This is a genomic window from Desulfotomaculum copahuensis (assembly GCF_001655685.1).
GTDB classification, from domain to species: domain Bacteria; phylum Bacillota; class Desulfotomaculia; order Desulfotomaculales; family Desulfovirgulaceae; genus Desulfotomaculum_G; species Desulfotomaculum_G copahuensis.
This window is the reverse complement of the sequence record NZ_LYVF01000062.1, coordinates 78,459-96,320: the sequence shown is the minus strand read 5'-3', so window position 1 is coordinate 96,320 and position 17,862 is coordinate 78,459. Positions and strand designations below refer to the sequence as shown.

At 59.3% G+C, this 17,862-nt stretch carries 18 protein-coding genes; 2 read left to right on the top strand and 16 right to left on the bottom strand.

Annotation, left to right across the window (positions count from 1 at the left end):
• Nucleotides 1-5: 5 nt before the first annotated feature.
• The 4 genes from A6M21_RS05360 to A6M21_RS05350 all read right to left on the bottom strand — a co-directional run bounded on the left by A6M21_RS05360 (nt 6) and on the right by A6M21_RS05350 (nt 2,430).
• Nucleotides 6-434, bottom strand: a complete 429-nt coding sequence (locus A6M21_RS05360; RefSeq protein ID WP_066666845.1) for a FeoA family protein — start codon at nt 432-434, stop codon at nt 6-8.
• 168 nt (nt 435-602) lie between these two features.
• On the bottom strand, nt 603-758 hold the full coding sequence (locus tag A6M21_RS18645) for a hypothetical protein (protein WP_161486008.1): 156 nt from the start codon (nt 756-758) through the stop codon (nt 603-605).
• A 101-nt stretch (nt 759-859) separates the two neighbouring features.
• Entirely contained in the window at nt 860-1,246 is a 387-nt protein-coding gene (lpdD, locus tag A6M21_RS05355; protein WP_066666844.1) for a prenylated flavin chaperone LpdD, read from the bottom strand.
• 20 nt (nt 1,247-1,266) lie between these two features.
• Nucleotides 1,267-2,430, bottom strand: coding sequence for a class I SAM-dependent methyltransferase (locus A6M21_RS05350; protein WP_066666892.1), 1,164 nt, complete (start codon nt 2,428-2,430; stop codon nt 1,267-1,269).
• Between the two features lie 115 nt (nt 2,431-2,545).
• Here A6M21_RS05350 and A6M21_RS05345 point away from each other — a divergent pair, with 115 nt between their 5' ends.
• Both A6M21_RS05345 and A6M21_RS05340 read left to right on the top strand, forming a co-directional pair.
• Entirely contained in the window at nt 2,546-2,770 is a 225-nt protein-coding gene (locus tag A6M21_RS05345) for a DUF1657 domain-containing protein (RefSeq protein ID WP_066666843.1), read from the top strand.
• An 80-nt stretch (nt 2,771-2,850) separates the two neighbouring features.
• On the top strand, nt 2,851-3,300 hold the full coding sequence (locus tag A6M21_RS05340) for a PPC domain-containing DNA-binding protein (RefSeq protein WP_066666842.1): 450 nt from the start codon (nt 2,851-2,853) through the stop codon (nt 3,298-3,300).
• Between the two features lie 212 nt (nt 3,301-3,512).
• Here A6M21_RS05340 and selB read toward each other — a convergent pair whose 3' ends face one another.
• The 12 genes from selB to A6M21_RS05280 all read right to left on the bottom strand — a co-directional run bounded on the left by selB (nt 3,513) and on the right by A6M21_RS05280 (nt 17,767).
• Entirely contained in the window at nt 3,513-5,426 is a 1,914-nt protein-coding gene (selB, locus tag A6M21_RS05335) for a selenocysteine-specific translation elongation factor (protein WP_066666841.1), read from the bottom strand.
• Nucleotides 5,423-6,847 (bottom strand): L-seryl-tRNA(Sec) selenium transferase, encoded by a 1,425-nt coding sequence (selA, locus tag A6M21_RS05330; RefSeq protein ID WP_066666891.1) that lies wholly within the window; start codon nt 6,845-6,847, stop codon nt 5,423-5,425. The genes selB and selA overlap by 4 nt, the downstream gene beginning before the upstream one ends.
• 152 nt (nt 6,848-6,999) lie before the next feature.
• On the bottom strand, nt 7,000-9,126 hold the full coding sequence (locus A6M21_RS05325; RefSeq protein WP_066666840.1) for an acetate--CoA ligase family protein: 2,127 nt from the start codon (nt 9,124-9,126) through the stop codon (nt 7,000-7,002).
• A gap of 196 nt (nt 9,127-9,322) precedes the next feature.
• Complete coding sequence (gene mqnC / locus A6M21_RS05320; RefSeq protein WP_066666839.1) at nt 9,323-10,417, bottom strand: cyclic dehypoxanthinyl futalosine synthase; 1,095 nt, start codon at nt 10,415-10,417, stop codon at nt 9,323-9,325.
• A gap of 107 nt (nt 10,418-10,524) precedes the next feature.
• On the bottom strand, nt 10,525-11,367 hold the full coding sequence (locus A6M21_RS05315) for a menaquinone biosynthetic enzyme MqnA/MqnD family protein (RefSeq protein ID WP_066666838.1): 843 nt from the start codon (nt 11,365-11,367) through the stop codon (nt 10,525-10,527).
• A complete protein-coding gene (gene mqnE / locus A6M21_RS05310; protein ID WP_066666837.1) occupies nt 11,367-12,470 on the bottom strand; it encodes an aminofutalosine synthase MqnE in 1,104 nt (367 codons plus the stop codon). Before mqnE ends, A6M21_RS05315 begins: the two co-directional genes overlap by 1 nt.
• A 30-nt stretch (nt 12,471-12,500) precedes the next feature.
• Nucleotides 12,501-13,370 carry a UbiA-like polyprenyltransferase gene (locus tag A6M21_RS05305; protein WP_066666836.1) on the bottom strand — a complete coding sequence of 290 codons (870 nt, stop codon included), beginning with the start codon at nt 13,368-13,370 and terminating at the stop codon, nt 12,501-12,503.
• Complete coding sequence (locus tag A6M21_RS05300; RefSeq protein WP_066666890.1) at nt 13,360-14,796, bottom strand: menaquinone biosynthesis decarboxylase; 1,437 nt, start codon at nt 14,794-14,796, stop codon at nt 13,360-13,362. The genes A6M21_RS05305 and A6M21_RS05300 overlap by 11 nt, the downstream gene beginning before the upstream one ends.
• Nucleotides 14,797-14,812: 16 nt before the next feature.
• Nucleotides 14,813-15,538, bottom strand: coding sequence for a demethylmenaquinone methyltransferase (locus A6M21_RS05295; protein ID WP_066666835.1), 726 nt, complete (start codon nt 15,536-15,538; stop codon nt 14,813-14,815).
• A gap of 19 nt (nt 15,539-15,557) precedes the next feature.
• Entirely contained in the window at nt 15,558-16,331 is a 774-nt protein-coding gene (locus tag A6M21_RS05290; RefSeq protein WP_066666834.1) for a polyprenyl synthetase family protein, read from the bottom strand.
• Between the two features lie 161 nt (nt 16,332-16,492).
• Nucleotides 16,493-16,870: an adenosylmethionine decarboxylase gene (gene speD / locus A6M21_RS05285; protein ID WP_066666833.1), complete on the bottom strand. Its 378-nt coding sequence runs from the start codon at nt 16,868-16,870 to the stop codon at nt 16,493-16,495.
• A 153-nt stretch (nt 16,871-17,023) separates the two neighbouring features.
• Entirely contained in the window at nt 17,024-17,767 is a 744-nt protein-coding gene (locus tag A6M21_RS05280) for a fumarylacetoacetate hydrolase family protein (protein ID WP_066666832.1), read from the bottom strand.
• Nucleotides 17,768-17,862: the final 95 nt, after the last annotated feature.

Genomic DNA, 17,862 nt, shown 5'->3' with positions numbered 1-17,862 from the left:
CCTCCTTACGCCGGTTTGCATGTAATCCTGGCCGCCATTTCCGGGCTCAAGCCCAACCGGCTGTCCCGCACGGCGATGATCATGCGTCCGCCCTCTTTGTTGATCACCGCGATTTCCGTGCCGCCGGTCAGGCCCATGGAAAGCAGGCGTTTTTTCAGCGCCGGCGGCAGGTATAACTGTTCGATACGTGCCTTACCCCCCGCCGGCAGGGTGTTCAAGGTGAGGCCGTCCGGCACTCCGGCACTGCTTTGTTCCACCATCCATTCCCGGGTGGCGCACAGATGATTTTTGTTGCAGGTGCAGGAACATTCCTTGCCTGGTCCGGCGTTCCCTTCGCCGCAACGGCAGCTGTCCGTCTGGAATAAAAGACCGAGTATCCGGCGTGGCCAGGATTTCTGCGGATTGTCTATGCATTTACGCGGACTGGCGGGCATAAGCCTCATCCCCCCCAAATGATTATGAAATTCATTATCAACATCTGGTCACAACTATGAGAACGATTATCATTCCAGAAGTATTTTACAATGGAATGATAAAGATTGTCAACATGATTTTAAAAGGGACGGGGAACTTCCCCGTCCCGGTTTCGCTCACCCGGTTACCTAACATTCATCATTCGCCGGACAGGTGGCGCAGCTGCTGTCGCTGCTGCAAGCGTCACCGGCCGCTGTGCCGTCGCAGGCGCCGGATACCAGGCTGGTATCGGCGGTGCGGGTGGTTTGGTCCTTGGCCGGACGTTTTGTCTTATCCTTGGCCACTCGCTGATCACCTCCTGGTTTTATTGTGTCCGCCGCAGGACGGAAAAAAAACCGGCGCCGGATAAAAATCAATGGTCGCAGTGCTGTATTCTGGATTTACATTATTCCGTCCGGCGTAAAAATTCAAGCAACTGTGCCGCAACACGCCGGCAATTTTCCCGCAAAAGGTTGATTTCCCGCTCCGTGGCCTTTTCGATATGCAGCCCGGCGCTTACGGACACCGGTTGTCCGGTGGCCACGGCCACCATTTCCGCCACCGGTTTGGCTACTTCATCGTCCTTGTGGCCCAGCCGGGGGACCACCGTGGAGTTGCAGCTGATCCCCGCATGAACGGCCAGACTCGGCCGGGGGACGCTGAGGACCACCGCGCCCAGGTGGGGCTTCTCGCCGCCTAGTAACTGCAATATAATGCCGTCACCGGTCAGTGTCACGGTCAGCTGTACCCGGTATTTTCCCTCCCCGGCTTGAAAAGACAGCATATCCGGCATAACCGCCCTCCTTAATGCCTTCACCGGCCGGATCGGCCGAATTTTCCGTTAAAACCGGCCAGTTCCGGAAACTGTGTCAGTCCCTTGTACTGGCACAGTATCTTGAAGTCCCGGCCCATCCCTTCGGGCATGATCAGTTTTTTTATAGCCATGGTGGCGCGCAAGATTTCCGGGTCAAAAACATAGCTGACGGCTGGTTTCACTGTTTCCAGGATTCCCAGGTTGAGCAGGAAATTCATTTGCGTGGTGAACCCGGCTGTGCGCAGGCCCATCTCTTCACCCCACTGACGCAGCTGGGTAAAGTTGACATTGGCGGTAATATCCTGCTCGCCCACATGCTCATACGGGTTGGCAATCAGTTTGTGCCGGTGATAACAGCGCATTGTGCCGTCAAAACGGGAAGGATGATATAATTCCCGCGCCTCCTGTCCATAATCGATGGTCAGCAGGAAACCGCAGGCCAGCCGGGAGGCGATTTCAGCCAGCCAGTGCCGCGCGGCCAGGTTGATCTCGGCGGTTTGGCCGGTTTCCAGGGACGTGCCCTGGGCCTGCAGGCAGGCGGCCAGCAGGGGGGTGGACGGATCGCTTTCTATTTCCTGCAGCCGTCCGTCCCGGCAGGTGACGTAAATTTCTTTCAAGCCGGCCGCGGTTTGCCGTATCCGGTGCACCGGGAAGGCATCCACCACCTCGTTGGAAAAAATGCACCCCGTTATCCGGCCGCCGGTTGCGGACAGGTTTTCGGCCCAGCGCACCCTGGCACCGGCAAGATCCGTGCCGGACAATGTTTCCCGCTGACGGGCGGCCAGCACCGGGCTGCGCTCAATGATCCAGTAGGTGAGCGACGGGCAAATTTCCGGGCTTTGTTCCCGCAGCGCGGTCAGGATGTCCCTGGCCAGCAGGCCCTTACCGGCGCCATATTCCACCAGCAAGCGGTCCGCCGGGTGTACGGGCAGAAACGGCCACATTTGGGTGAACTGCCGGGCCAGCATGGCGCCGAAAACGGGGTGTACGTCGGAACTGGTGTAATAATCGCCGGCGGTGCCTATTTTTTCGCCGGGTGCGGTGTAATAGCCAAGTCCGGGATAATACAGGGCCATTTCCATAAAGCGGGCAAATGTCAACGGCCCGTTTATTTTAATTTCATTCATAATAATTTCGGCAAGTTTATTCACTTTTTCAGACATTCTGTTCACCCCGGAAAAAGTATTGCCATCTGCCATAAAGATCTTGTGTAAACCTGCCGCCAAAAGTCCAAAATAAAATTGTCGCAAAAAGCGATAGCAAAAAGGAGGTTTTGCCATGACCATCGGCGAAAAAATGCATCAGACACTGACCACTCTGGAAAGCGCGTCGGCAAACCTGAAAAGCTTTGCCCTTGATACCCAGGACAAAACGGCCAAGCAGATGTTTTCCAATTATGCCAACCAGCTGGAAAGCATCAGCCAGGGGTTGAAGGGGCGGGTCAACTACATTGAGCAGCAGGAACCCCAGTACAAGGTTTTTCAGCAGCAGCAACTGAAGTAACCGCACCGCCGCTGGAGGACACGGGTTTCCCGCGTCCTCCTTGTTTTGCGTTTAAAAACAAAAAAGGAGTGAGCTACATAATGGTTTCTCAAACGGTCAACCGGGGACGGGTACTCACTGGGCGCCTGGAAAAAGGGGTCGATCTTTTGCCGGCGCTGGAGCAGATTTGCCGGCATGAAAATATTGAACTCGCGGCCATCCAGGCCATCGGCGCCGTGAGCAGCGCCCGGGTGGGCTACTACCGGCAGGCGGAGATGACCTACACCTACCTTGATTTTCCCGCCCCTCATGAAATTATCGCCTTGCAGGGCAATGTCTCCCTCAAAGACGGCCGGCCCTTCGTGCACGCCCACGTGGCCCTGATGGGTGCGGATGGCCGTCTGGTGGGCGGCCATCTGGCGGAAAAAACCATTGTTTTTGCCTGCGAATATGTGATTACCGAATATATCCAGGGGCACGGTGGCATCTTTGAACGTGTTTTGGATCAACCGACCGGACTTTACCTCTGGCCGGATCACAATAAAAAGTAAGCTTGTGCTCCCATGCTTCCTATGCGCCGCGCCGGCCACCCGGCCGGTTTTTTACCGGGCCGCCTGTGGAAAATCCGCCTCACGCGGAAAGCGCAAGACCCGCCCTTCAACGTGACGCATTCCGATGACATGAAAAACCTGTACCAGGAAGCCGCCGGGCATATCCCGGCGGCGGTTCGCTTCCCGGACCGCCCGGCTGTCACTTTGCCGGCTTACTGCGCCCTGCCGGCCACCCGGTTGTCCCCCACCCGCCGCGTAATCCGTTCCCGGTCAAAGTATTCCAGCAGGGGCAGGGCGTATTTACGGGTAGTCTGCCACAAATCCCTGGCCTCACCGACGGTGATATTGCCTTTGGCAGCCAGGTGGGCCAGCAGCAGCTCTTTGGCCCGTTCCAGGTCCGCCCGGTGGAAGTAAAGATCATCAGCCACCTTGATCAATATTCCCCGGCGCAACAGGTAGGCCAGCAGTTCCCGCGCCTGATCAGCGTCAAGCCCGGCCCGGCGGGCCTCCCCGGTCCAGGCGGGCGGTTGGAAACCGGCGTCCCGGAAGGTTTTTTCCAGCTGGTCGCTTGTTTTCTGCAGCGCCGGTTCCAGATGCGGAGTGAAACCGGATCGGGCGACACTTTGCGCGTTCAGCTGCACCAGGCCGTCTTTTTCCATGCACTGAAGCAGGAACTGCAGTTGTTTGCTGTTCAAGCCGGGAAATTGGCGGGAGCGCAGTTCTTCCCGCGGGTAGCCGTCCCGCAGGGGGTGCCCGCGGTGGTAGGCGGACAGGGTGGCCTGTAATTCCTTTGCCCAGCGGGCATAAGCGTCCCGGGCGGCATAGTAATCCGATGTCTCGGCCGGAATCCGGACCGCCCGGCCCTCTTCAATCAACCGGTTCAGGGCCGTACCGGCTTCCTCCGCCGTCAGTCCGGCCGCAGCGGCTATTTCGTCGCCGGTCGGCAGGGCCGGGCGGTCCGGGAGCTGTTGTTCCACCAGTTCCGCCGGGGTGCCCCGTTCCCGGGTGGCCAGGCCATTTAAAACCTCCTCCCGCAGGCGTTTATGTTTGTGCGGGACGGGGTCGATTACCGCTCCGCCGCCGATGGTACGCATGGGCGAATAGGAGCGGATCACAAAACGGTCGCCCCGCTGCGCCACCGCCACTTCTTCCAATTCCAGCTGGGCCAGGGCCGTTTCCCCCGGTGCCATTTCCTCCCGGTCCAGCAGGATCACCCGGCCCAGCGTTTCCGCCGTACCCAGGTACAGGCGGATGCGCGCCCGGTTTTTCAGCGCTTTGGCTGCGCTCTTAAGCAGCAGCAGGCGCACGTCCAGCCGGTAGGAGGGGGTCAGGCTGCCCGGAGCGGCCAGCACGCTGCCCCGGGACACCTGTTCCACTTCCAGGCCGGTCAGGTTGGCTGCTACCCGCTGACCGGCCCGGGCGGTGTCCACTTTTTTGCCGTGCACCTGCAGCGAGCGTACCCGGGTGGTCAACCCCCGCGGCATGAGTTCCATGGTATCCCCCAGGTGAAGCTCGCCGCTCCACAGGGTGCCGGTGACCACCGTGCCGAAACCGGTGACGGAGAACGCCCGGTCCACCGGCAGGCGTACCCGGCCGGCGGCCGGCCTTTCCATCACCCGGCCGGCCTGCTCGTCAATTACCCGCAGCAGTTCGCCAATTCCCTGCCCGGTGGCGGCCGATACTTCCACCAGCGGGGCGTTTTCCAAAACGGTCCCCTGCAGGAAGCTCTTTACGTCGTCGCGTACCATGGCCAGCCATTCCTCATCCACCAGATCCACTTTGGTCAGCACCACCACGCCCCGGTTGATCTGGAGCAGCTGGATGATATCCATATGTTCCCTGGTTTGCGGCATCACACCTTCATCAGCGGCGATGACCAGCAAGACCAGATCCATGCCGCCGGCGCCGGCCAGCATATTTTTGATGAAACGCTCGTGGCCGGGTACATCCACGATCCCGGCCAGCCTGCCGCCGGGCAGCTTCAAGGAGGCAAAACCAAGCTCGATGGAAATGCCCCGGTCCTTTTCCTCTTTCAGGCGATCCGTGTCCACCCCGGTCAGTGCCTTGACCAGCATGGTCTTGCCGTGATCCACGTGCCCGGCGGTACCGATGATCAAGTGGTTCATGACGTCACCCCTTCCTGCAGGGCGGCCGTCACGGCGCCGGCCAGTATTTCCCGCTCGCCGTCCTGGACCGTGCGTACGTCCAGAAGCAGCCGGTCTTCCTGTACCCGGCCGATCACCGCCGGATCGCCGGCCCGCAAAGCGGCCGCCAGCCGTTCGGCCGTGAAGGGCCGCGGTTTTACACACACGGCCAGGGAAGGCATGTCCGCGTCGGGCATGGCTCCCCCCCCGACCCGGGAAAAGACGGATTCAACGGCTATTTCCGCCAGCGCGCCGGCCCGGCGGCGCAGGTCCTCCGCCAGGGCGCCGGCTTTCCCCTCCAGCCGGTCACGGTTCAGGGTGAGCATTTTCAGGGTGGGAATGCGTCCGGTCGCTTCCTCCGGATCCAGATAGCATCGCAGCGTGGCCTCCAGGGCGGATACAGTCAGCTTATCGATGCGCACCGCCCGGGTGAGGGGGTTTTTCTTCATTTTGTCCAGTAACTCCCGCCGTCCGGCAATAATTCCCGCCTGAGGACCGCCCAGAAGCTTGTCCCCGGAAAAGGTGACCACATCCGCGCCGGCCGCCACCACCTGCTGTACCGTCGGTTCTGCGGGCAGGCCGTAGGGGCGCAGATCCACCAGGAAGCCGCTGCCCAGGTCGCTCATCACCGGCAGGTGGTATTCCCGGCCCAGAGCGGCCAGTTCGGCCACGCTGGTTTCCCGGGTGAAGCCGATGATGCGGTAATTGCTGGTATGTACATGCAACAGCAGGGCCGTTTTTTCATTGACAGCCCGCCGGTAGTCTTCCGGGTGGGTTTTGTTGGTGGCCCCCACTTCCCTCAATAGAGCTCCGCTCTGGGCCATTACCTCGGGAATGCGGAAGGAGCCGCCGATTTCCACCAACTGGCCGCGGGAGACGATTACTTCCCGGTCCCGGGCCAGTGTGCTCAGTGCGAGCAGTACCGCCGCCGCATTGTTGTTCACCACCAGAGCCGCTTCCGCCCCGGTCAGGCGGGTGAGCAGCCCTTCCAGCGGGGCGTAACGGGAACCGCGCCGGCCGCTGTCCAAATCCAGTTCCAGGTTGGTGTAGCCGGCGGCGGCCATCTGGATGGCCTGCTGCGCCTCCGGTCCGAGTAGCGCCCGGCCCAGGTTGGTATGCAGCACCACGCCGGTGGCGTTGATCACCCGGCGCAGGTTCGGCCTGGACTGACGGTCAAGTGTTTTGCCGGTTTCGGCCACCACCGACGCCAGCAAGTCTTCCCGGGAGGGCAACGCCGTATTCGCCCCGGTCAGTATTGATTGCCGCCGGCGCTCAAGCACCCCCCGCACAGCATCCACCACCAGGCTGCGCGGCTGGCCGGCCAGGTGGCCGGCCAGCCCGGGGGAATGCAAAACTTCGTCCACAGAGGGCAGTTGCCTGAGCAGGACTGATTTTTCCTCCATCTTGATCCATCCTTTATGTTCTGTCAAAAACATTATAGGTGATCAAGCCTGCTGAAAGCAAGGAAATTGCACGGCGGAGTGCAGGCGCCCTTGCACAGCCCTTACGGACGGCATTTTTTACGCCGGGCGGGTTGTTTGCTGATCAGCGGACTTTAGAGCACGATCAATGCGTCGGCGGCCTTTATTCCCCCCGGATGGCAGAGCAGCGGGTTGATGTCCAGTTCGGCAATTTGGGGAAAATCCAGAGCCAGCCGGGAAAGGCGCAGCAATACGTCCGCAACCGCCCCCTTGTCCACCGGCGGTTTCCCCCGCAATCCGTCCAGCACCCGCCGGCCCTGGATCTCATCCAGCATTTCCCGGGCATCGGCGGGGGAAAGAGGTGCCACCCGCAGGGCAATATCCTGCAATGCCTCCACAAAAATGCCGCCCAGGCCGAAAAGCACCGTCGGGCCGAAAACAGCGTCCCGGCCGGTGCCGGCGATCATCTCCACCCCCTCCGGCAGCATTTCCTGCACCAGCACACCATCGATCCGGGCATCCGGTTTATAACGGCCGGCGGCGCCGACTATTTCCTCGAAAGCCCTTCTTACCTGGCCGGGCTCTTTCAAGTTCAGCCTAACCCCGCCGGCCTCGGTTTTGTGGGTTATATCCGGTGAGAGAATTTTCAGCGCCACCGGATAGCCCAGACGCGCCGCTGCCGCCACGGCCTGTTCCGGGGTGGCGGCGGCTTCTTCCGCTGTCACCGGGATGCCGTACGCCCGCAGCACCAGTTTGGAGCGGTGCTCGTCCAGGGCGGCTCCCGGTTTGCAACCGGCCAGGAGTTTCTTTACTTCTTCCTGCGCTCCCGCCGGCAACACAGGCGGTGTTGCCGGCGCCGGCCGGTGCTGACGGGCGGTGTAACGGGCCACAGCGGCCAGCGCCCGGGCGGCCAGTTCACTGTTCAGCACGGCCGGCACCCGGTGACGGTACAGGTAGTGGGCCGCCCGGCGGGCATCCTCTTCCGCCCCCAATACCAGCACAAGCACCGTTTTTTCAGTACTGCGGGCGATTGCCACCAGTTGATCCAGCAGCGGATCGTATTTTTGCTCGGACCAGTAGCAGATCAGCAGCATATCCACATTGGAATCGGCCAGGACCAGCCGGCCGCTTTCCAGCAGGAGCGCCGGATGGGTGATCACCTGGGAGGTCAGATCCACCGGATTGGCGGCGGAAGCAAAAGAAGGCAGCAGCCGGCTCAGCGCAGTACTGGTTTCGCCGGCCAGGGGCACCATCTCCAAACCGTGCGAGGCGCAAATATCGGCCATCAGCACGCCGGTGCCGCCGGAGCCGGCCAGAATGCACAGACGATTGCCCGGCGGCAGCTTGCCGCCAGCCAGAATGGTCAATACGGCCATCATGTGCTCCACACTGTCCGCCCGGATAATATTGTGCTGCCGGAAGAAGGCGTCGAACACCCGGTCCGAACCGGCCAGTGCGCCGGTATGGGAAGCGGCCGCTTTGGCCGCGGCGGCATGACGGCCGGTTTTGAGCAGAAGCACCGGCTTGCCCTTTTCACGCGCCAGTCCGGCCGCCCGGGCCAGCCTGGCGCCGTCTCTCACTCCTTCCATATAACCGCCGATCACTTTGGTACGCTCGTCCGCGGCCATGTAAGCCATGTAGTCGGCGAAATCCAGATCGGCCTCGTTGCCTGTGCTTACAAAGTAAGTGAAACCGATACCCTGATCCTTGATCATCTCGAAAATGGATGAGCCCAAACCGCCGCTTTGGCTGATGAAACCCAAAAAATCGGGCAGCAGGACGTTTTCGGGCAGGTCGGTGATGAAAAAGTTGGCGAAAAGCGCATTACGGGCGCTGAAAACGCCCATGCAATTGGGGCCGCAGATACGCATGCCGCTTTGCCGGGCCAGGCCGGTCATGGCGGCCTGCATTTCAGCCCCCCGGCCGCCCACTTCGGCAAAACCGGAAGTGAAAATGACGGCCACCCGGACGCCCTTGTCCGTACACTGTTTCAATGCATCCAGTACATGCGCCGCCGGCACGGCGATGATGGCCATGTCCACGTCGCCGGGCACAGCGGCCAGATCCGGGTAGCATTTTACCCCGAACAGCTGCCCGTACTTGGGGTTGACTGGAAATACCAGTCCCTGATACTTGTTCTTGAGCAGCGACATCAAAGGCTGACCGCCGGGCTTGGCGGCGTCCGACGAGGCGCCGATGATGGCAATCGAACGGGGATTGAAGAGCGGTTCCAGATCGGCCGTAAATGATATGTTGGTCATATTTGAGCCTCCCGTTATCATGAATGAGCATTCATTTATTTTCGACGTGCGCCTGCCCTGCTCCTGCTATGTATATGTTGTTTTTTCCCGTCCGCTACGATTCTTCAATTTTCCGCCGGCAGAAAAAAGGCATGCTTCCGGAAAGCATGCCGGTGACGTTGCATCAGGCACGGTGACGGTATGCGGCTGCACTTGTTCAAGCGGCGTCCCCGCCGGTAAATTCCCGGATGATTTCATAACCGGTGGTGCGCTGCGCCGGTATGAAGCCGGCGTTTTTGATGCAGCGGATGATTTCCGCCAGGGGGACCCGGTAGGTCACACCGGCCGCCCGGACCACGTTTTCCTCCAGCATGGTGCTGCCGAAATCGTTGGCGCCGAAGGAAAGGGTGATCTGGGCCACCTTCGCCCCCTGGGTGACCCAGGAAGCCTGGATATTGGGCACGTTGTCCAGCATCAGCCGGGACACCGCCAGTGTGCGCAGGTAGTCCAGCGCGCCGGCGGTCCGGCCGCCCAGGGCGGTGTTTTTCGGCTGAAAGCTCCAGGGGATGAAGGCGGTGAATCCGCCCGTTTCGTCCTGCAGTTCCCGCACCCGGACCATGTGCAGCACCCGTTCCGCCTGCGTTTCCAGGTGGCCGAACATCATGGTGGCGGTGGTTTTCATGCCCAGTTGGTGCGCCTGGCGCATTACTTCCATCCACTCCTGCCAGGTGATCTTGTGCGGACTGATCAGGCGGCGCACCCGGTTGACCAGAATCTCCGCCCCGCCGCCGGGCAGCGAATCCAGCCCGGCGTCGCGTAGACGGGTCAGCACCGCACGCACCGTCAGGCCGGAAAGGCGGGTGAAATGCACGATCTCCGGCGGTGAAAAGGAATGAATGTGCAAATTAAAACGCTCCTTGATGGAGCGGAGCATGTCCAGGCAGTAGTCCAGCCCCAGGCCGGGGTGCAGGCCGCCCTGGATGAGCAGTTCGGTGCCGCCGGCGGCCACCGTTTCCTCAATTTTGCGGAAAAGTTCCTCCTGTTCCAGCACATAGGCGTCCGGGTCGCCGGGACGGCGGTAAAAGGCGCAGAAACGGCAGCCGCACTGACAAACGTTGGTGTAATTGATATTCCGGTCAATGATGAAAGTAACCCGGCCTTCCGGATGCAAACGCCGGCAAATTAATCCGGCGGCCCGTCCCAGGTGCAGCAAGTCGGCGCCGGCAAGCAGTTTTACCCCTTCCTCCAGGGACAGCCTTTCCCCGGCCACTGATTTTTCGAGTATGGCTTTGGTATGTTCCAATTTTTTCACTCCGGAAACCGTGATTTTTAGGATACAACATGCCCAGTAACTCCCCGCCGGAGTTTCACCGGAGCGGGGTATTGAGAGACGGGATGCAGCCGGCTCCGTTGCTTCCGCTACTCCTCTCCCCAGACCTGCAGCTTCACTCTTTCTTCCAGCAGCCCGCTTTTATAGGCGTAATCATAATAGGTAAGCAGGGCATGGCGGTAATCTTGATCAAAATCATGGCGGATGATGGTGAAATAGTCATCCAGTACCGGCCGGGGCAGGCCGGTGCGCCGGAAGGCCTTTTTAATCAGCGCGGGTACGTCGGCCATGCCCATTTCCCGGGAACGCTGAAACAAGGCGGCGATGGCGGCGGTTTCCCCGGGATGGGCGGCGGCGAATTCCCGCCGGATCACCCACAGGGCGTAAACCATCTTTTCCCCGGTAAAGTCCTTCCAGGCCTGGCCCAGATCGGTGACAATCAACGGCAGCTCCTGCTCGATCACCTGCCGGTGGGCCAGCATGGCATCGTCGCCGATCAATAATGCGCCGTCGCCCCGGGACATCATGCCGTTCAGGTCGGGGGCGCAGGGGCAGAATTCCACATCCACGTGAAAATAGTGTTCCATCAGCACCCGCAATAAAACCACGGAAGTAGCCGACGAGGTGGTGACCAGCACCTTTTTGCCTTCCAGTTCGGTTACCGGCCGGCGGCTGAAAAAAAGTATGCTGGCCACCCGGCCGTCGGCGGCGATGGACAGCCCGGGCAGAATCAGGCACTGTCCAGTGTGCCGGGCGTACTCAATGGACGAGATCGGCGTGATGTCCAGCCCGCCTTCCAGAAACATGCGGTTCAAGCGGGTCGGCGGGCCTTTGATCAGTTCGGCGTCCAGGGGCAGCAACCCCTCTTCCAGCGCATGGTAGACCGGCAGACAGTTTAAATATTCCACCTGGCCCAGGCGCAACCTGGTCATCAGAATCCCTCCCTGACCACGTTATACAGTGTGTCCCGCTGGACGGGAATCCGTCCGGCATCCTTGATCAGACGGACCATTTGCGCCACCGGCATGTACTGGTCCGTTTCAGCCCCGGCGTCGTGCATGATCTGCTCCTCCACCACCGTGCCGTCCAGATCGTCCACGCCGAAGGAGAGGGAAATTTGGGCAATCTTGGGGGTGAGCATAATCCAGAAGGCCTTGATATGATCGAAATTATCCAGCATCAGCCGGGAAATGGCCAGCGTCTTCAAATCGTCGTAACCGGTGGTGCGGGAAAGCGGCCAGTCCTCCATCCCCGTGTTCTTGGGCAGGAACGGGAAAGTGATGAAAGTGAGGAAACCGCCGGTGCGATCTTGCAGTTCGCGCAACTGGATCAGGTGTTCCAGCCGTTCCTCTATGGTCTCAATATGCCCGTAAAGCATGGTGGCATTGGTGCGCATGCCGATGCGGTGGGCGGCCTCGTGCACTTCCAGCCAGCGTTCGCCGCTGATTTTTTGCTCGCAAATACGGTCCCGTACCCGCCGGGCGAAGATTTCCGCTCCGCCGCCGGGTAAAGAATCCAGGCCCGCTTCCTGCAGGCGCCGCAGCACTTCCTGAACCGGCAGATCGTGAATGCGGGCCAGGTAATCCACTTCCACCGCCGTAAAGGACTGGATGATCACTCCCGGAGCCGCCTTACGCACCCGCTGCAGCATTTCCAGGTAATAGTCCAGTTTCAATTCGGGGTTGAGTCCGCCCACAATGTGGATTTCCGAAATGGTATTGCCCCGGCACTGCCGCGCCTTGGCCTCCACCTCGTCCAGAGAAAGCCGGTAGGCGCCCGGATCATCTTTCTCCCGGCCGAAAGCGCATAACTTGCAGCGGTTTATACAGATATTGGTGTGGTTGATGTGGCGGTTGACAATAAAGTAAACCCGGTCTCCGTTCTTGCGCCGGCGCACCAGATCGGCCAGGTGGCCGACGGTCAGCAGGTCCGTTGATTGATACAGGCGCAGTCCGTCCTCGAAACTCAGTCTTTCGCCCGCTTCCACCCGGGCGGCAATGTCCGCCAGTTCACTGCCGGCAAAAAGCTTGTCCATTTTAAATTACCTCTCTCTTTGCTCAGTCTGTTAAAAGACATGCAGGGGGAAAACAATGTCCAGCAGGGTGAAAACCAGCATCAGCACGCTTAATGTGCCGTTCAGGTTGAAAAAGGCCACCCCGGCCCGGGAAAGATCCCCGGGCGACACCAGGCGGTGCTGCTTGAAAAGCAAGACCACGGCGATAATCACCCCGGCCAGGTAAAAAACGCCCAGGTGCAGGATTATGCCGGCGGCAATGAACAGCGCCGGAGCGATTATGTGCAGCAGCGCGGAAATGGTGAGCGCGCGCGGCAGGCCGAAACAGGCCGGGATGGAATAGATGCCTTCTCCCACATCAAAGTGATAGTCGTCACAGGCGTAAATAATGTCAAAGCCGGCCACCCAGAAAAGCACCCCCAGGGCGAGCAGGACGGGGGCAAGGGCAAACCGGCCGGCGATGGCGATCCAGGCGCCCAAAGGGGCCAGGCCCAGCGCCAGCCCGAGAAAAAAGTGGCAGGTCCAGGAAAAACGTTTGATGAATGAATAAAATGAAAGCACAAACACCGCCACCGGGGACAGTTTGAAGGCCAGGGGGCTGAGTTGGGCGGCGGAAACCAGCAGCAGGGCAAAGGAAAGAAACACGTAAACCCAGACCTCGCCCACGGACAACAGTCCGCGGGGCAGCGCCCGGCCGGCCGTGCGCGGGTTTCTGGCATCAATATGCCGGTCGATGATACGGTTTAATGACATTGCCGCCGTGCGGGCGCCCACCATGGCCAGGGTGATCCAGAGCAGGGTATGAACGGGGGGAATGTCTTTCTGTACCAGCAATGCGCCGACATAAGCAAAGGGCAGGGCGAACAGGGTGTGTTCAAATTTGATCATTTCCAGAAAGACTTTAAACTTCTTAAAAACCATAGCTCTGCCACTTCCTGTCAACAAGCTCCTTGATGTCCGTGCTCATTTTTATGTCGGCCGGCCATTCCCGGTTATGCCCCTCCTCCGGCCATTTGCGGGTGGCGTCCAGACCCAGTTTGCCGCCGTAGTGGGGCAGCGGAGAGGAATGATCGAGGGCGTCCAGGGGGCCGTCCACGATCAATGCATCCCGGCGTGCATCGATGTTATTGAAAACCCGCCACATCACTTCAGACACATTCTGCACGTCAACTTCCGCATCGACCACAATGATCAGTTTGGCCAGCATCATCAGCCCCATTCCCCACAGGGCGCACATGACCTTTTTGGCCTGGCCGGGATAGCTTTTTTTGATCGACACGATGACGCAGTTGTGGAAGACTCCTTCAAAAGGCATGTTCATGTCTACAATTTCCGGCAGTTGCAGGCGCATCAGCGGTAAAAAGATGCGTTCGGTGGCTTTGCCCAGGTAGGCGTCCTCCATCGGTGGCCGGCCGACGATGGTGGCCGGGTAAACGGGATCTTTCCGGTGTGTGACGCAGGTCAGGTGGAAAACCGGATACTGATCGGCCAGCGAATAATAGCCGGTATGATCCCCGAAGGGACCTTCCAGCCGCGTCTCCTCCGGATCTACATATCCTTCGAGCACAATTTCCGCCCGGGCCGGCACTTCCAGATCCACTGTCACGCAGCGCACCAGTTCCACCGGCTCCTTGCGCAAAAAACCGGCGAACAACATTTCGTCGATGCCGGCGGGCAGCGGGGCGGTGGCGGCGTAGATCACCGCCGGATCGGCGCCGATGGCCACGGCCACCGGCAGGGGTTCGCGCACCCGGCGGTAATGCGCCGCGGCATCCTTGTGGATGTGCCAGTGCATGCCCGTGGTCCGGCTGTCGTACACCTGCATCCGGTACATGCCCACGTTGCGCCGTCCGGTTTGCGGATCCCGGGTGAACACCAGGGGCAGGGTGATAAACGGTCCGCCGTCCCCCGGCCAGCACGTTAGCACGGGGAAAACGTCCAGGGAAGGATTGTCCTTGACCACCACCTCCTGGCATGGCCCGCTTTTTACGTTCCGGGGAATAAATGAGGACAACCGGGCCAGCTTGGGCAGTGTTTTCAGCTTTTCAAACAAAGTGACCGGCAATTCCGGCGGTTGTAAAATATTGATTAATTCTTCACCGATATGGTCCAAATCCGCCGTTTCCAGTGCCAGCTGCATGCGTTCGGGAGAGCCGAAGGCGTTGGTAAGCACCGGTATATTGTATCCACGCACATTTTCAAAAAGCAGCGCCGGCCCGCCGGCCTTGCATACCCGGTCGGTGATTTCGGCAATTTCCAACCGGGCATCCACTCCGGTGGTAATCCGCTTCAGCCAGCCCCGCTGTTCCAGCGCCGTGATGAAGGCGCGTAAATCTTGATATGCCATGATCAACACCTCGCTGTCAAACCACGGTGCCCACATGCACCGAAACAATGCCGCCGGTCAATTCATGATAACAGGCGCCGGTCAGACCCTGTTCGGTGAAAAGATCCCGGATCTTACTTTGGTGGGGAAAATCCTTCAGCGAATTGGGCAGATAACTGTACGGACCGTTCATGCCGATGCCCAGGCGGCCCAAAACGGGCACCAAATGGTTGAAGTAAAGGTAATAAGCCTGCTTGAAAAACGGTGCGCCCGGTTTGGATAATTCCAGGGAAACCACTTTACCGCCCGGACGCACTACCCGGGCCATTTCGCGGATTACCCGTCGGATGTCCGGCACGTTGCGCAGGGCGAAACCGATGGTGGCACAGTCAAAACTATTGTCGGCAAAGGGCAGCGCCATGGCATTGCCCTGCACCAGCTCGATATTTCCCTGGTAAGGAGTCCGGGCGATATTTTCCCGCGCTTTCGCCAGCATATTGGCGCAGAAATCCAGTCCGGTGATCCGTCCGGCCGGGCCGGCCGCCCTGGCCTGTTCAATGGTGAGCATGGCCGTGCCGCAGCAGACGTCCAGACCGCGCCCGCCCGGCTGCAAGCCGGTGCAGGTAACGGCGAAACGGCGCCAGTACTTGTCCTGGTTGAAGCTCAAGGTGGTATTCAACAGATCGTAACGGCGGGCGATGGTGGAGAATATATCGTGTACGTATTCTTCTTTATTCCGGTAGCGTGCGGGAATTTGGACCATCTGTTTGCCCCTTTCCGGATCAAACCACCTGGCGCGACAAAGCAGCCGCCTCATCCTGAAAATAGTTCAGTAAAAGCTTGCATATGTTCTGCGTTTCCCCCGGCGGTAACAGGGACAATTCTTCCGCCGCCAGGGCGAGATAATCCCCGCCGTTCAGGCCCGGCGCCTGGTCCTCCAGCAGGGCGAGCGCCGTCCCGAAATGCCGTCCGAAACGGTTCCAGATTTCCGCTTCTTCTGGTGGCGCCCCGGTCAGGCGGCAGCCCAGGGAGCAGGCTGCGGCAGTCAGGGAGGCCGTTTCAAGCCGGATTATTTTCAACCACAGGCCGGGATTATTTTTGCCGGAAACGCTGTTTTTGAGCCGTAAAATACTGCCTTCGTTCATCCGGCAGATGGTTTCGGAAAGCGGTTCAAGATAGCGGACGATGCCGGCGTCACAAAGGGAGGTGAAAAAGCGGCCGTAAAGATAGTCCCCCACCAGGACGGGAAACTGGTAACCGTCCCGCCGGTCCGCCGTTGCGTGCCGGGGATCTTCCTCGTTGATCCGGCCGTGTATCATGGCAGCCAGGTAAATGAACTGCACCACCGCCGCCAGGGCAATCACCGGGGAGGTGAGCGGGCCGTACATGCCGGCGGAAAGCAGTACCAGCGCCGGTCTGATCACTGCATTGACCGTTCCGGCCTGCAGATGGGCAAATGAACTTAAATGGCCGGTTTTAATCTGAAAGGATTTTTCCAGGATGCCCTCTACCTGGAACAACTCGTTTTGAATCGGGGATAAAATCCTGCTTAGCATGACTGACCTCCTTTTGCCCTAACTTATTGTTTATTCGCGGCCGCGCTGATTTTTCCTTCCCGGCATTGAAATTTGCCGCTAAAAAGCAGTGAGCCCTGCCATTCGTTCGAATCGCAAGGCTCACTAACCTTTATTCAAGCGGGTACTAATAAAAATCCCCCCTATTGATTTACGGCTACCTGGCCGGCAAAGGGTATTATGCCCCGTTTGGTTTCCCTGGCGGTCATGTGCTGTGCACAGAAATGGCTGGTCAGGTAGTTGCAGGCATCCCATGGATCCACTCGTTCACCGCAGGTAAAAACATCCACCGCTGCATAACCCAGTTCCGGCCAGGTATGAATGGCCAGGTGGGACTCGGAGATAACCACGACGCCGCTGACCCCCTGTGGGCTGAATTTATGGAAGACACATTCTCTTACCTCGGCCCCCGCTTCCAATGCAGCGTTGACCATGATTTCTTCTACCTTCCGGATGTCATTGAGAATGTCAAACCCGCAACCATAAATTTCAGCCAGAACATGGCGGCCCAGATGTTTCATCTTAGCTATCTTCCCCCTTATAACAAAGAAGTATTGGAATCAATCAACCCCACAAACGCGACATTTGTCAGGATTGGCCAATTCCAATCAAATTACATTTTAGCATAAGTTAGCCGGTTGTCAAATAAAATTTTAATTGTTCCCGTCGTGGCGCTATTTTACCGGATTGATCAGGCGGCCCACCCCCTCGATGACCACCTCCACGGTGTCCCCGCGATTGAGCCGCCCCACCCCGGCGGGAGTACCGGTGAGAATAACGTCCCCCGGTTCCAGGGTCATTACGCTGGATATAAAGTTGATCAGTCGGGGAACGGTGAAAATGAGCCGGGACGTATTCGAATGTTGTTTCCGTTCCCCGTTCAAATAAAGAGAAATGTCCAGATTATCCGGATCCAGTCCGCTGACCAGATAAGGCCCGAGGGGCAAAAAGGTGTCGAAGGACTTGGCGCGTGTCCACTGGCCGTCTTTGGCCTGCAAATCGCGCGCGGTGATATCGTTGGCGCAGGTGTAACCCAGAATGTACCGGCAGGCGTCGGCAGCCGGAATACAGCGGGCTGTTTTGCTCATAACCACGGCCAGTTCGGCTTCGTAATCCACCCGGCGGCTTGTTTGCGGGCAAATTACCGGCTTGCCGGGACCAATCACCGCACTGGGCGGTTTCAGGAACAGAACCGGCTCCTCCGGCAGGTCCTGCCGCATTTCCTCCGCGTGATCCCGGTAGTTCAAACCCACGCAGATCACCTTGCCCGGCATAACCGGGGGCAGCAGGTTGATTTCGGACAGGTCGTGGGCGATCAGAGGACCCCCGTGGTTGTAGGAAACTTCGTAAACCGTCTCCCCCTCCACCACCCCCCAACGGGGGATCACCCCTCCCGGCGTAAAACGGCAGATTTTCATGTTCTTCCCTCCCGTGCTCAAGGTGGTTTGCTGCTTTAAACGGCATTTATTTTGAAGCAACCCGCAAAAGCGGCCCGTTTTTCCGCTTCAACACC

What these genes read in the sequence shown, in the direction of transcription:
- A6M21_RS05360 (WP_066666845.1), bottom strand. Translation starts at nt 434, where the DNA reads ATGCCCGCCAGTCCGCGTAAATGCATAGACAATCCGCAGAAATCCTGG.
- lpdD (WP_066666844.1), bottom strand. Translation starts at nt 1,246, where the DNA reads ATGCCGGATATGCTGTCTTTTCAAGCCGGGGAGGGAAAATACCGGGTA.
- A6M21_RS05350 (WP_066666892.1), bottom strand. Translation starts at nt 2,430, where the DNA reads ATGTCTGAAAAAGTGAATAAACTTGCCGAAATTATTATGAATGAAATT.
- A6M21_RS05345 (WP_066666843.1), top strand. Translation starts at nt 2,546, where the DNA reads ATGACCATCGGCGAAAAAATGCATCAGACACTGACCACTCTGGAAAGC.
- A6M21_RS05340 (WP_066666842.1), top strand. Translation starts at nt 2,851, where the DNA reads ATGGTTTCTCAAACGGTCAACCGGGGACGGGTACTCACTGGGCGCCTG.
- selB (WP_066666841.1), bottom strand. Translation starts at nt 5,426, where the DNA reads ATGAACCACTTGATCATCGGTACCGCCGGGCACGTGGATCACGGCAAG.
- selA (WP_066666891.1), bottom strand. Translation starts at nt 6,847, where the DNA reads ATGGAGGAAAAATCAGTCCTGCTCAGGCAACTGCCCTCTGTGGACGAA.
- A6M21_RS05325 (WP_066666840.1), bottom strand. Translation starts at nt 9,126, where the DNA reads ATGACCAACATATCATTTACGGCCGATCTGGAACCGCTCTTCAATCCC.
- A6M21_RS05315 (WP_066666838.1), bottom strand. Translation starts at nt 11,367, where the DNA reads ATGACCAGGTTGCGCCTGGGCCAGGTGGAATATTTAAACTGTCTGCCG.
- mqnE (WP_066666837.1), bottom strand. Translation starts at nt 12,470, where the DNA reads ATGGACAAGCTTTTTGCCGGCAGTGAACTGGCGGACATTGCCGCCCGG.
- A6M21_RS05305 (WP_066666836.1), bottom strand. Translation starts at nt 13,370, where the DNA reads ATGGTTTTTAAGAAGTTTAAAGTCTTTCTGGAAATGATCAAATTTGAA.
- A6M21_RS05300 (WP_066666890.1), bottom strand. Translation starts at nt 14,796, where the DNA reads ATGGCATATCAAGATTTACGCGCCTTCATCACGGCGCTGGAACAGCGG.
- A6M21_RS05295 (WP_066666835.1), bottom strand. Translation starts at nt 15,538, where the DNA reads ATGGTCCAAATTCCCGCACGCTACCGGAATAAAGAAGAATACGTACAC.
- A6M21_RS05290 (WP_066666834.1), bottom strand. Translation starts at nt 16,331, where the DNA reads ATGCTAAGCAGGATTTTATCCCCGATTCAAAACGAGTTGTTCCAGGTA.
- speD (WP_066666833.1), bottom strand. Translation starts at nt 16,870, where the DNA reads ATGAAACATCTGGGCCGCCATGTTCTGGCTGAAATTTATGGTTGCGGG.
- A6M21_RS05280 (WP_066666832.1), bottom strand. Translation starts at nt 17,767, where the DNA reads ATGAAAATCTGCCGTTTTACGCCGGGAGGGGTGATCCCCCGTTGGGGG.